General features: G+C 60.8%; 14 protein-coding genes. 11 read left to right on the plus strand and 3 right to left on the minus strand.

Going from position 1 to position 13,206, the window contains the following annotated elements; genetic code table 11:
- Positions 1–6 precede the first annotated feature (6 nt).
- Together KJY40_RS00170 and KJY40_RS00175 are read left to right on the plus strand one after the other, a co-directional pair.
- On the plus strand, positions 7–387 hold the full coding sequence (locus tag KJY40_RS00170) for a RidA family protein (protein ID WP_003229509.1): 381 nt from the start codon (positions 7–9) through the stop codon (positions 385–387).
- 72 nt (positions 388–459) lie between these two features.
- A complete protein-coding gene (locus tag KJY40_RS00175; RefSeq protein ID WP_007954437.1) occupies positions 460–1,200 on the plus strand; it encodes a putative periplasmic lipoprotein in 741 nt (246 codons plus the stop codon).
- 73 nt (positions 1,201–1,273) lie between these two features.
- Here KJY40_RS00175 and KJY40_RS00180 read toward each other — a convergent pair whose 3' ends face one another.
- A complete protein-coding gene (locus KJY40_RS00180; protein WP_230734252.1) occupies positions 1,274–2,131 on the minus strand; it encodes an SDR family oxidoreductase in 858 nt (285 codons plus the stop codon).
- 188 nt (positions 2,132–2,319) lie between these two features.
- Here KJY40_RS00180 and exbB point away from each other — a divergent pair, with 188 nt between their 5' ends.
- From exbB to KJY40_RS00220, 8 genes are all read left to right on the plus strand, one after another.
- Positions 2,320–3,273: a tonB-system energizer ExbB gene (gene exbB / locus KJY40_RS00185; protein ID WP_007954433.1), complete on the plus strand. Its 954-nt coding sequence runs from the start codon at positions 2,320–2,322 to the stop codon at positions 3,271–3,273.
- 6 nt (positions 3,274–3,279) lie between these two features.
- Positions 3,280–3,708, plus strand: coding sequence for a TonB system transport protein ExbD (gene exbD, locus KJY40_RS00190; protein ID WP_230734254.1), 429 nt, complete (start codon positions 3,280–3,282; stop codon positions 3,706–3,708).
- Complete coding sequence (locus tag KJY40_RS00195; protein WP_007954422.1) at positions 3,705–4,451, plus strand: TonB family protein; 747 nt, start codon at positions 3,705–3,707, stop codon at positions 4,449–4,451. Before exbD ends, KJY40_RS00195 begins: the two co-directional genes overlap by 4 nt.
- A gap of 282 nt (positions 4,452–4,733) precedes the next feature.
- Entirely contained in the window at positions 4,734–5,663 is a 930-nt protein-coding gene (locus KJY40_RS00200) for a hydrogen peroxide-inducible genes activator (RefSeq protein WP_007954418.1), read from the plus strand.
- A 9-nt stretch (positions 5,664–5,672) separates the two neighbouring features.
- A complete protein-coding gene (gene recG, locus KJY40_RS00205; protein WP_230734257.1) occupies positions 5,673–7,748 on the plus strand; it encodes an ATP-dependent DNA helicase RecG in 2,076 nt (691 codons plus the stop codon).
- Positions 7,749–7,827: 79 nt separating this feature from the next.
- Complete coding sequence (locus KJY40_RS00210; protein ID WP_230734259.1) at positions 7,828–9,228, plus strand: aminoacyl-tRNA deacylase and HDOD domain-containing protein; 1,401 nt, start codon at positions 7,828–7,830, stop codon at positions 9,226–9,228.
- Positions 9,229–9,365: 137 nt separating this feature from the next.
- Positions 9,366–9,623, plus strand: a complete 258-nt coding sequence (locus KJY40_RS00215) for a hypothetical protein (RefSeq protein ID WP_039765180.1) — start codon at positions 9,366–9,368, stop codon at positions 9,621–9,623.
- Positions 9,620–10,381, plus strand: coding sequence for a Fic/DOC family protein (locus tag KJY40_RS00220; RefSeq protein ID WP_230734261.1), 762 nt, complete (start codon positions 9,620–9,622; stop codon positions 10,379–10,381). The genes KJY40_RS00215 and KJY40_RS00220 overlap by 4 nt, the downstream gene beginning before the upstream one ends.
- Positions 10,382–10,417: 36 nt before the next feature.
- Here the strand turns inward: KJY40_RS00220 and KJY40_RS00225 are convergent, their stop codons facing one another.
- Positions 10,418–10,801 (minus strand): SCP2 sterol-binding domain-containing protein, encoded by a 384-nt coding sequence (locus KJY40_RS00225; protein ID WP_039765176.1) that lies wholly within the window; start codon positions 10,799–10,801, stop codon positions 10,418–10,420.
- A 586-nt stretch (positions 10,802–11,387) separates the two neighbouring features.
- Here KJY40_RS00225 and KJY40_RS00230 point away from each other — a divergent pair.
- Complete coding sequence (locus KJY40_RS00230) at positions 11,388–11,765, plus strand: DUF6124 family protein (protein WP_230734263.1); 378 nt, start codon at positions 11,388–11,390, stop codon at positions 11,763–11,765.
- 52 nt (positions 11,766–11,817) lie between these two features.
- Here KJY40_RS00230 and KJY40_RS00235 read toward each other — a convergent pair whose 3' ends face one another.
- Positions 11,818–13,173, minus strand: coding sequence for a lysozyme inhibitor LprI family protein (locus tag KJY40_RS00235; protein WP_407682010.1), 1,356 nt, complete (start codon positions 13,171–13,173; stop codon positions 11,818–11,820).
- Between the last annotated feature and the right edge of the window lie 33 nt (positions 13,174–13,206).

The following is a 13,206-nucleotide window of genomic DNA, read 5'->3' on the forward strand; positions in this document are numbered from 1 at the left end:
TCATACATGACCAAGACTGTTATCACCAGCGACAAGGCCCCGGCCGCCATCGGTACTTACTCTCAGGCGATCAAGGCCGGCAACACCGTTTACATGTCGGGTCAGATTCCCCTCGATCCAAAAACCATGGAACTGGTCGAAGGCTTCGAAGCCCAGACCGTCCAGGTGTTCGAGAACCTGAAAGCCGTGGCCGAAGCCGCCGGCGGTTCGTTCAAGGACATCGTCAAGCTGAACATCTTCCTCACCGACCTGAGCCACTTCGCCAAGGTCAACGAGATCATGGGCAAGTACTTCGACCAGCCGTACCCGGCGCGCGCCGCCATCGGCGTGGCAGCCCTGCCAAAGGGTTCGCAGGTTGAAATGGATGCCATTCTGGTCATCGAGTAATGCGCACGGCGCGGCCTCAGACGCCGCGCCGACTGCTCTGCGGTAAAGAAAAGGTTTTGAAAGGATTCCACCATGCGCAAAGCGCTTGCTCTCTCGCTGCTCGCCATTTTCCTCGGCGGTTGCGCCAGCAACCCTGCCGACCGTGACATCAGCGGCACCTGGATCAATCAGGTCGCCATCGATGCCGCTGCCAAGGGCGGCCCCCTGCGCGAAGCGCTTCAGGCTTACGGCCCGAATCTGGAGTGGGACGTCAACACCAAGGCCGGCCAGGCCCGCTACACCAACGGTTTCGAAAACGTCGAAGGTCGCTTGCTCGGCGAACAGTCCGGTGCCTGGAAAGTCGACTTCTATGGCAGCTCCGCCAGCGAGCTGAAACGTGACGGTGGCCAACTGCAACAAGCCGCCAACGAAAACGAACCGGAACAGGTCTTCGACCGCGCACAGATTCCGGTGCCAGAAGGCGCACCGATCGGCGCCAGCTTCGAGCGCGCGCTGTATTCCGCTTATCTGGGCGGCAACTGGACGATCACCAGCGGCCAGGGCGAAGGCGCCACCGTGCAATTCCAGGCGGACGGTCAAGTCTCCGGCCTGCCGGGTGCCGACCGCTATGCGCTGTGCCTCGCGGGCGATTGCGCATCGATGAGCAGCGGCAACGACAGCATGTGGCTGCAGCAAAACGGCCAGGGCAACAACTGGATCTTTGTGCGCAAGGGCAAAGAGCTGGAAATCCTGCAGGCCGTGAACACTGCGCTGGCGGACGAACAACCGCAGTTCACCCCGGGTGAGCGCAAGTGGTTGCTCGAAAAGCAGTAACGCACCTTTGAAAACACAGTAAATCGAATGTGGGAGCGGGCTTGCTCCCACATTGACTGTGCAATGACGAAAGTCAGCAGCGCCCCTCAAGAATCGCGGCATACCCCTCGCGATAACTCGGATACGTCGGCACCCAACCCAGCGCCTTCGCCCGGGCATTGCTGCAACGCTTGCTGCCGGTGCGACGGACGCTCTCGTCTTCCGACCACTCGGTGACGCCCAGATACTCACGCAACCACGCCACCACCTCGGCCAGCGGCGCCGGCGCGTCGTCCACGCCGATATAGATGTCATCCAGCGCCACACCTTTGCGAGCAGCTTCCAGCAGAAACGCCATCAACCCCGCCGCGTCATCGGCATGGATGCGATTGCCATACAGCGGCGGATCGACCGCCACCCGATAACCACGACGCACCTGGGTCAGCAGCCACTCACGGCCGGGGCCGTAGATGCCGGTCAGGCGCACGATGCTCGCGGGAATGCCGCTGTTGAGCGCAACCTGCTCGGCTTCCAGCATCAACCGACCGGAATAACCCGCGGCGACGGTTTCGGATTTTTCATCGACCCATTCGCCGTTCTGCTGCCCATAAACACTGCTGCTGGAAACGAACAGCAGCCGCTCAGGCTCCTGACCGTAATCGTTCAGCCAACCCAGCACATGCTGCAAACCCTGCACATACGCCGCGCGATAACCGGCCTCATCGTGATCGGTGGCCGCCGCGCTATACACCAGGTAATCGATAGCGCCCACCGGCCACGTCTCGGGGCAATCTTCATTGAACAGGTCACCGGCCACACCGATAACACCGTCCGGCAAACGCGAAATATCCCGGCGCAGGCCATACACCTGGAAGCCGGCAGCCAGCAATTGCGTGGCCAGACGGCTGCCGACATCACCGCAACCGGCGATCAAAACAGAAGGCGCGGACATCAAAAATCTCCCATCGGAAAGCGACAGACTAGCCTCGGCAAGGGACGAGCGGCTAGCAATGAAGGAAAAAAAGCAACTCTATTACTTCTGTTAACAAGAATTACTTGCAATAATGCACGCCACTTTTGTTCTCGGCCTCACGAGGCCTGGAAGAGCATTACCGTTTTTCTATCTCAGGTCCGGCCAGCATGACACGCATTCAAAACTCCGCTTCGCCAACCAACCGACCTCGCGCCTGGAGCGCCGTGGCTGCCCTGCTGCTCAGCCTGATGCTGGCGCCGGTCGCCGCCTTCGCTGACGCACAAGCCCCGGCCGCGCCAGCCGCCACCGAGCAGAGCGCTCCGGCCGCTGCACCTGCCGCGACCGACCCGGTGCAGGCCGTCGAGGCCAGCGCTGCCGACGCGCCGGAAGTCCTCGAAGCCGACAATACCCTGGGCATGGCCCACGACCTGTCGCCATGGGGCATGTACCAAAACGCCGACGTGATCGTTAAAGCCGTGATGATCGGCCTGGCCATCGCCTCGATCATCACCTGGACCATCTGGATCGCCAAGGGCTTCGAGCTGATGGGCGCCAAGCGTCGCCTGCGTGGCGAGATTGCCGCCCTGAAAAAAGCCGCCACGCTTAAAGAGGCCAGCGCCACCGCCGCGAAGGAAGGCACCCTCGCCAACCTGCTGGTTCACGACGCGCTGGAAGAGATGCGCCTGTCGACCAACGCCCGCGAGAAAGAAGGCATCAAGGAACGCGTCAGCTTCCGCCTCGAGCGTCTGGTTGCCGCCTGTGGCCGCAACATGAGCAGCGGCACCGGCGTCCTCGCCACCATCGGTTCCACCGCGCCGTTCGTCGGTCTGTTCGGTACCGTGTGGGGCATCATGAACAGCTTCATCGGCATTGCCAAAACCCAGACCACCAACCTTGCCGTCGTAGCACCGGGTATCGCTGAAGCGCTGCTGGCTACCGCACTGGGTCTGGTTGCCGCGATTCCTGCCGTGGTCATCTACAACGTCTTCGCCCGCTCCATCGCCGGTTACAAGGCTCAGGTGTCCGATGCGTCGGCTCAGGTGCTGCTGCTGGTCAGCCGCGACCTCGACCACCAGCCTGAGCGCAACAGCTCGCAACCGCACATGGTGAAAGTGGGGTAATCGGCCATGGGCCTGCATTTGAAAGAAGGCGCAGACGACGATCTGGCCGAGAACCACGAAATCAACGTCACGCCGTTCATCGACGTGATGCTGGTGCTGTTGATCATCTTCATGGTGGCCGCGCCGCTGGCCACCGTGGACATCAAGGTTGACCTGCCAGCCTCGACCGCCAAACCGGCGCCGCGGCCGGAGAAACCGGTGTTCCTCAGCGTGAAGGCTGACCAGCGCCTGTTCATTGGCGAAGACGAAGTGAAAGCCGAAACCCTCGGCGCCGCACTCGACGCCAAGACCCAGGGCAAGAAAGACACGACGATCTTCTTCCAGGCCGACAAAGGTGTGGATTACGGCGACCTGATGAGCGTGATGGATAACCTGCGCGCCGCCGGTTACCTGAAGGTCGGTCTGGTCGGACTCGAGAGCGCAGTCAAGAAATGATCACGACGCGCCATAAGCTGACGCGTTACAGCGGTAGCCTGGCCGTGGTGCTGGGTGTTCATGCGCTGGCCATCGCGCTGGCGCTGAACTGGACCGCCCGCCCGCCCATCGAATTGCCGCCGCAGGCAATGATGGTCGAGCTGGCACCGGTTCCGGCCCCGCCACCGCCCGCACCGCCGAAAGTCGTCACGCCACCGCAGCCACCGGCTCCGGTTGAAGAACTGCCGATCCCGAAACTGGCCGAAGCGCCGAAAGCCGAGATCGCGGTGCAGAAACCGAAGCCCAAGCCGAAACCAAAACCGCCGAAGCCGATCGAGAAGAAACTGCCCGATCCGCCGAAGGAGAAACCGTCCGAAGAGAAGCCGGCCGACACCCAGCCGACTCAGGCGCCGACGGAGAAATCCGCCCAGCCTGCACCGGGCCCGTCGCCTGCACAAATGGCCGCCAAGGCCAGCTGGCAAGGCACCCTGCTCGCGCATCTGGCCAAGTACAAGAAGTACCCGGCCAGCGCTCAGGCGCGGGGCAAGGAAGGCTTGAACCGGTTGCGTTTCGTGGTCGATGGCGAAGGCAACGTGCTGTCGTTCGAGCTGGTGGGCCGCTCCGGCAACGCCGATCTGGACCGGGCCACCCTGGAAATGATCCGCCGCGCCCAGCCGCTGCCCAAGCCACCGGCCGACATGCTGACCAATGGCGCGATCGAAATCGTTGCGCCGTTTGTGTACTCCCTCGAAAGACGCCGCTGATCAAGTGTGGGAGCGGGCTTGCTCCGGGCGGCGATCCGACGAATGCGGTGCTTCAGTCAGCTCAATATTGACTGACACGGCCCATTCGCGAGCAAGCCCGCTCCCACAGGGTTAATTGCTCAGCCGAGAGAACCAGGCCCAAAAGGCATCGAAAGGTGCCTTTTGCTTATCCATCCACGGCAAACCGGCATTGCCCGGTGTCGCATTCATCACTCAGTCTGATAACGTGCGTCTATCGATTGCAGCCGGTATGCTTGGCCCGCATCTTCATGGACGCTTGCTATGACCCTCACAGAATTACGCTACATCGTTACCCTCGCCCAAGAGCAGCATTTCGGCCACGCGGCCGAGCGTTGCCACGTCAGCCAGCCGACCCTGTCGGTGGGCGTGAAAAAGCTTGAAGACGAACTCGGTGTGCTGATTTTCGAGCGCAGCAAAAGCGCCGTGCGCCTGACTCCGGTCGGCGAAGGCATCGTCGCCCAGGCGCAGAAAGTGCTGGAGCAGGCCCAGGGCATCCGCGAGCTGGCCCAGGCCGGCAAGAACCAGCTGACCGCCCCGCTGAAAGTCGGCGCGATCTACACCGTCGGCCCCTACCTGTTCCCGCACCTGATTCCACAACTGCACCGGGTCGCCCCGCAGATGCCGTTGTACATCGAAGAAAACTTCACCCACGTGCTGCGCGACAAACTGCGCAACGGCGAACTGGACGCGATCATCATCGCCCTGCCGTTCAACGAAGCCGACGTGCTGACCCTGCAACTCTACGACGAGCCGTTCTACGTCCTGATGCCGGCCCAGCACCCGTGGACCCAGAAAGAATCCATCGACGCCGCGCTGCTCAACGACAAGAGTCTGTTGCTGCTCGGCGAAGGTCACTGCTTCCGCGATCAGGTGCTGGAAGCCTGCCCGACCCTGACCAAGGGCAACGACGGCGCCAAGCACACCACGGTCGAATCCAGCTCGCTGGAAACCATTCGCCACATGGTCGCGTCCGGCCTGGGCATCTCGATCCTGCCGCTGTCGGCGGTGGACAGCCATCACTACGCCCCGGGCGTGATCGAAGTGCGTCCGTTGTCGGCACCGGTGCCGTTCCGCACGGTGGCCATCGCCTGGCGCGCCAGCTTCCCACGGCCGAAAGCCATCGAGATTCTCGCCGACTCCATTCGCCTGTGCTCGGTCGCCAAACCTGCCGCGCCGGTCACGGCCGGTTAAGCCAGCGTCATGACTGATCTGTCGCAGGTCTCGGTCACCGCACTCAAGGGTGTCGGTGAAGCCATGGCCGAGAAACTGGCCAAGGTCGGTCTGGAAAACCTTCAGGACGTGCTGTTCCACTTGCCGCTGCGTTATCAGGATCGCACCCGAGTGGTGCCGATCGGCGCGTTGCGGCCGGGACAGGACGCCGTGGTCGAAGGCACCGTCAGCGGCGCCGACGTGGTGATGGGCCGGCGTCGCAGCCTCGTCGTGCGTTTGCAGGACGGCACCGGCGGACTGAGCCTGCGCTTCTACCACTTCAGCAACGCGCAGAAAGAAGGCCTCAAGCGCGGCACGCGGATTCGCTGCTACGGCGAGGCCCGGCCCGGCGCCTCGGGACTTGAGATCTACCACCCGGAATACCGCGCCATCAACGGTGACGAACCGCCGCCGGTGGATGAAACCCTGACCCCGGTCTACCCGCTGACCGAAGGCCTGACTCAGGCGCGTCTGCGCCAGTTGTGCATGCAGACGCTGACCCTGCTCAAGCCGGCCACCCTGCCCGACTGGCTGCCGACCGAACTGGCCCGCGACTATCAACTGGCGCCGCTGGCCGACGCGATCCGCTACCTGCACAACCCGCCCGCCGATGCCGACGTCGACGAACTCGCCCTCGGCCATCACTGGGCCCAGCATCGTCTGGCCTTCGAAGAACTGCTGACTCACCAGCTATCCCAGCAACGCCTGCGCGAAAGCATGCGTTCCCTGCGTGCGCCGGCGATGCCGAAAGCCACCAAGCTGCCGGCGAAATACCTGGCCAACCTCGGTTTCAACCCGACCGGAGCTCAGCAACGAGTCGGCAACGAAATCGCCTACGACCTCAGCCAGCACGAACCAATGCTGCGGCTGATTCAGGGTGACGTCGGCGCGGGCAAAACCGTGGTCGCCGCCCTCGCTGCGCTGCAAGCGCTGGAAGCGGGTTATCAGGTCGCACTGATGGCGCCGACCGAGATCCTCGCCGAGCAGCACTTCATCACCTTCAAGCGCTGGCTCGAACCGCTGGGCATCGACGTGGCGTGGCTGGCCGGCAAGCTCAAGGGCAAGAACCGCGTCGCCGCGCTGGAGCAGATCGCCAGCGGCACGCCGATGGTGGTCGGCACCCACGCGCTGTTCCAGGACGAAGTGCAGTTCAAGAACCTCGCGTTGGTGATCATCGACGAACAACACCGTTTCGGCGTGCAGCAACGTCTGGCGCTGCGCCAGAAAGGCGTCGGCGGGCGCATGTGCCCGCATCAATTGATCATGACCGCCACGCCGATTCCCCGGACGCTGGCGATGAGCGCCTACGCCGACCTCGACACCTCGATCCTCGATGAACTGCCGCCGGGTCGAACCCCGGTCAACACCGTGCTGGTCACCGATACCCGCCGCGTCGAAGTCATCGAACGGGTGCGCAGCGCCTGCGCCGAGGGCCGTCAGGCCTATTGGGTGTGCACGCTGATTGAAGAGTCCGAAGAGCTGACCTGTCAGGCCGCCGAAACCACCTTCGAAGACCTGACCGCCGCCCTCGGCGAGTTGAAAGTCGGGCTGATCCACGGCCGCATGAAACCCGCCGAGAAAGCCGCCGTCATGGCCGAGTTCAAGGCCGGCAACCTGCAACTGCTGGTCGCCACCACCGTGATCGAAGTCGGCGTCGACGTACCCAACGCCAGCCTGATGATCATCGAAAACCCCGAGCGCCTGGGCCTTGCGCAACTGCACCAGTTGCGCGGCCGCGTCGGTCGGGGCAGCGCGGTCAGCCATTGCGTGCTGCTCTACCATCCGCCGCTGTCACAGATCGGCCGCCAGCGTCTGGGCATCATGCGCGAGACCAACGACGGTTTCGTTATCGCCGAAAAAGACCTCGAACTGCGCGGCCCCGGCGAAATGCTCGGCACCCGCCAGACCGGCCTGCTGCAATTCAAGGTCGCCGACCTGATGCGCGACGCCGATCTGTTGCCCGCCGTGCGCGATGCCGCCCAGGCCTTGCTCGAGCGCTGGCCCACCCACGTCAGCCCGTTGCTCGACCGCTGGCTGCGACACGGGCAGCAATACGGCCAAGTGTGAGCACTGTCGCAGTTTCTCAAAGCTCGTTCCAACCAAGCTGGTTATACTCCAGCAATTGTTTCAAAAACGGATACAGACCATGACCGAAGCTGCTCTCGCCCCCGAATCCCCGCACGCTCCGTCTGTTATTCGGCTGCTGCTCAACAAGCTGGGCGTCGCCTACGAAGAAGTGCTCGACCACCACGGCCTCAACGCCTCGCGCAAAGTGCAGGCGGTGTTGCTGGACGACGCGGTCGGTGCGCTGATGGTGCTGTTTCCACAGAGCCAGTTGCTGGATCTCAACCGCCTCGCCGAGCTGACGGGCCGTCGCCTGACCGCCGTGTCCACCGAGCGCCTGGAAAAGATGCTCGGCAAACACAGCCTGAGCCTGCTGCCGGGCCTGCCCGCGCTGACCAGCTCGCCGTGCCTCTACGAAGAAAGCCTGCTGCGCGAGCCGAAGCTGCTGATCAACTCCGGCGAGCCGGGCCTGCTGCTGGAAATCGCCAGCGAAGACTTCAAGACCATGCTGACCAAGGCCAGCGCCGCCAACTTCGGCGAAGCCCTGAGCCGCATCCGCCCGAACCTCGACCGCCCGGACGATGACCGCGAGGAAATCACCCAGGCCGTGCAGGCGTTCACCGCGCGGCGCATCCAGCAACGTCTGGAAGCGACCATCGAGATTCCGCCGCTGGCCGAAACCGCACAAAAAATCATCAAGCTGCGCGTCGACCCGAACGCCACCATCGACGACATCACCGGCGTGGTCGAAACCGACCCGGCGCTGGCTGCGCAAGTGGTGAGTTGGGCGGCGTCGCCGTACTACGCCTCGCCGGGCAAGATCCGTTCGGTGGAAGACGCGATTGTCCGCGTATTGGGCTTCGATCTGGTGATCAACCTGGCGCTGGGCCTGGCCCTCGGCAAGACCCTGAGCCTGCCCAAGGACCACCCGCAACACACCACGCCGTACTGGCAACAGTCGATCTACACCGCCGCCGTCATCGAAGGCCTGACCCGCGCCATGCCGCGCGCCCAGCGCCCGGAATCCGGCCTGACCTACCTCGCCGGCCTGCTGCACAACTTCGGCTACCTGCTGCTGGCCCACGTGTTCCCGCCGCACTTCTCGCTGATCTGCCGCCACCTGGAGGTCAACCCGCACCTGTGCCACAGCTATGTCGAGCAACACCTGCTGGGCATCAGCCGCGAACAGATCGGCTCCTGGCTGATGCGCTACTGGGACATGCCGGACGAACTGGCCACCGCCCTGCGCTTCCAGCACGACCCGAACTACGACGGCGCCTACGCCGAATACCCGAACCTCGTCTGCCTGGCCGTGCGCCTGCTGCGCAGTCGCGGAATCGGCTCCGGGCCGGATGAAGACATTCCGGATGCGCTGCTGGAACGTGTTGGTTTGACTCGCGACAAGGCCAATGATGTGGTCAGCAAAGTGCTTGAGGCTGAAGTGCTGCTGCGGGAACTGGCTTCGCAGTTCAGCCAGGCTTAAAGCATTCTTCGGAACGTCAATCAGGGCCTGTTTTGATTGCAGATAGGGCCCTGGCTCCACAGATTTCGGCCACTTTGCCAGCAACGACAGCAAACAAGCGCCCTGCTATGATTTGACGGCATTCAGAGGAATTTCCGATGACCCAAACAGATGCTGTCAGCGTTGCAAGCGAAGTGCGCAAGCTTGCCAAAGACAACAAGGTTACAGCCAGTCGTGACGGCATGAGTCGTATGGCCGTGGGTATTACCCGCTTGTCTGGCGATGTCGTCGAGCTGGATGGCATCGAACAGTTGCTCGTCAATCTCAAGCGAAAAGGCGTTCTGAGCAAATCTGAAATCCTGGCGCTCCAAGGGCGCTATCTTCAAGAAAGGCGCGCACAGAAACGTAGCGCATGACTTTTGATCCGTTCGGCGACTTCGACACGGCTGGATATCTTCAAAATTCGCTGCAACTGAAAGATCCCGTTGAAGTAAAAGAATCAGAGCATCTTTCCTTCGAATTGAGTATCGAAGAGGCGCTTGCCTATCTGGCCAAGAAAAAGCCGATCGATTACCAGACTGTACTCAAGGTTCACGAAATCCTGTTCTCTGGCTTCTATCACTGGGCAGGAAAAGACCGGAACGAGCTTGTCCCCCACCTGGCAGTCTTCAAGGGCTCCCTCGACGACCCTCGCAGCACCGTCTTCGAGCGACCGGACTCCATCAAAATGTCTGTCGACTATGCGCTCAAGCTCGCAGCAGACAAGAAACGCTTCAGAGACCATCCCGGTGGAGTGATGGGCCAACTGGCTTTCGCACACCCCTTCCTGGACGGCAATGGACGCGCGATTCTATTGGTCTTCATGGAACTCTGTTATCGAGCCGGGTTCGCCATCGAATGGTCAAGAACAAACAAAGACGACTACTTGCGGGCACTCAGCGACGAGATCCGAGAGCCGCGCGGAAGGCATCTCGATAACTACCTCAACCCGTTCGTAGTCGATATATCCAGTCGTGACGAATGGCCAGAGACCATTAGTGGCATCCGAGGTCTGGATGGCCTGGACAAGGAAGACATCACTTACGAGAACCTGGACAACCCGCAAGTCCAGCAGATCTACAAGACATACCGGGCCCAGCCCCTGGACGCCGAGCCTCCCGAGCCCGAAAGCTGAAGAGGCAGGCCCGTCCCGACAAGCTGCCTGAAAGCCCTATGACTTCGGCTTGGCCTTCCGCGGCTTCAAATACTTCATCAACCCCTGAAACCACATCACCAGCGCCGGATTGCCCTTGAGCTGGATCGACTTGTCCTGAATCCCCTGCATGAACGCCAGCTGCTTGTTCTTCGCCTGCATCGTGGCAAACCCGAACGCCGCGTCTTTAAAGGCAATCGCAAACGCCGGCTCCGCCACCACCCCGGACTTGCTGGTAATGCGCTGGTCCTTCACCACGAAATGCCGCGCCACTTTCCCATCCAGAGTCTGCAGCTGAAACACCAGATCCTTGTCACCCAACTGCTGCTGGAACGCAGGATTTGTCCGACTGGCCTTACCCATCAACAGACCCAGCATCCACAGAAGAAAACGAAATTTCATGCGCACAGCCTCAAAAGGGAAATGAACGGCTGGGGGAGTGTAAGGGATTCGGATGGATTCGCCACAATCTTGCACGGATAGAAGACGATGCATGGCTTTTCCTGAAAGATGACTACCAAGTCACGACTTCGCTCTCAGGACTTGATCGTTCCCACGCTCTGCGTAGTAATGCCTCCCGTGACGCTCCGCGTCACACCCTCCCCCGTCCTACACCTGAAGAAACACATTCCGATAGGAGCTGCCGACAGCAGCGGTTTCTTGTTCCTCTACCCCGCAATTCCTTGGGAAATGTCCTTCAAACTGCGGTGCTGTCCATGAACTAGGCAGGCTGGACCATCGTCGATAGCCTCTGTGTGTCGCCGCAAAATCGGTGACTCGGACGTGCAAGTCCGATGGGGCACACAATCGCTTATGGCAATTCATCGGGCATTTTCCTATGCTCGCGGGTCGTTATGGCGGCTGTGTGTGGGAGGCTTCCGAGCCTGCCGGATAGCTCCACCGGTCTTGCACACCTATGCACAGCTGCCACCACTTTCGAAGTGCGAGCGAAAACGGTGTCGGCTCCTAAAACATGGAGCAAGACCTAATGATCAAACCAACACCGAATCCCCCCGAAATTCCAGAAAACCCGGAAACCTCCCCCTACGAATCCCCCGATTCAAAGAAACTCCACGAAGCCGCCGAACGCGCCCTCGACCACCATTTCAAACCCAGCGCCCCACGCCCAAAACGCCTGGGTGGCCTGTTCGCCCTCTGCCCCAACGCCGACACCGAAGCCCTCATGGCCAACGCCTCCGAAGACCTCCTGTCCATCAGCGCCATCGCCGCCAACCTGGCCGACGACCTCGACGGTCCCCGCCGTTCGATGGCGCTGGGCCTGAGCAGAATGGCGGACGGCGTTCGATTGATGGTGGAAGGCACGCTCGATCACATTGAGTTTCGGGAGTATCAAACGCGGGGTTGATAGCCCATAACTGACGAAGGGCGCTATGAGCGCCCTTCGTCAATTGATCGTACTAATAGCATTTGCTCGGAGCGATTGGCTCAGTCACTTCCGACTGAAGTCGCTTTGCAGCACTGAGACCTGACTCGTAGCCTTTATTGGCGGCAAGTTGATAACAAGCCAAGGCACGAGGGATATCCTTCTCTCCGAGATCGCCACTCTTCCAATAGTCACCAAGCGAAACGATTGCATGTGCTGATCCCATGGAGCTGGCGCGAATAAGCTCTTTCTCCACATCAGCGGGCCGCTGGCAGGGTCCGCTCCCAGCCGTGTCATTACCAAAACAATAAAAGCTTGCCAGCCCCTCAGCTCCTCCTGGCGAATTAACCGCTGCCGCTTTGAAAAGAGCTTCAACTTTGCTGTATTCCAACTGCGGAGCCATACCCGACAGACTCAGCCTAGCCGCAGTCTCGCTGGAAGCAGGATCGCCTGAAGCAGCCGCACACAGATAATTTTCCAATGCGGCCTCAAAAAGTTCTCCTGTCAGACGGTATTGCTCAAGACCACCCAAGCCAGCAAATCCTTGCGCACGCTGTAAGCAGAAATTTTCTTCGCGACTCAATGAGCGCTTACTGGCTACAGAAAGCTCCTTTGCGGGAATCGACCAATCCTCAACCCCCTCAAGCGTCCAGCAGGCCTTGCGCGAAAAGTTGAAGATCTTGATATTGCTGTTTCCCGCACGTTTATCCACAACGTCAACGTGACGATCATCCACCCTCTCGATTTCTATACCTTCGACTTTCCCATCAGGCACCACAGCCATTAAGGGAAACGCCATGTCGCGTCCCACCTCTGCAGTGACGTGAGTCACTATCCGCCCTATATCCGACGTTCCCTTCAACACCAACAGTTTCACCGCTTGCGCAGTCAGTCGCTTTTGCGATTCGGCACTAGCGGAGAAGTATGGAAGAAACTGGGCGAAGTCTTGCGTTGGGCACGAGCCACGCCCAAATGCAGAGCCACTACCGCTATCGGACGCGATATTGTCCAGAAACACCGACCGATCACGGCTCATGCTTGCGATGCAATTGTTCACGGCTGCCACATGCGCCGAAGAGCCCGGCTCCGTCTCCAACGCATCGATCTGGCAATCGGTATCGCGTAGCTTGATCCAGGCGCGCTGAGCCTCCTGAACCGTCGCCTTTTGGCTTGCGGCAAGAACTGGATCGGTCTGATATCCACCTTCGAGCCGAACCAGCAATTCTTGATAACTGGTATTCAACTGCGCATCTGCAGCAGCCTTGGCACTCACAGAACATCTTTCACTCTGGGAGTTCGTACTGATATCGCCACATGCATCTTGAGCAAATGCTGCATGCGCAAGTAACGATGAACAAGTTGTCAGCACGTAAAAAGATATACGCACCATGAGCCTAGCCATAGCAAGATCCCTTACACATTA

Source organism: Pseudomonas fitomaticsae, assembly GCF_021018765.1.
GTDB lineage: Bacteria > Pseudomonadota > Gammaproteobacteria > Pseudomonadales > Pseudomonadaceae > Aquipseudomonas > Aquipseudomonas fitomaticsae.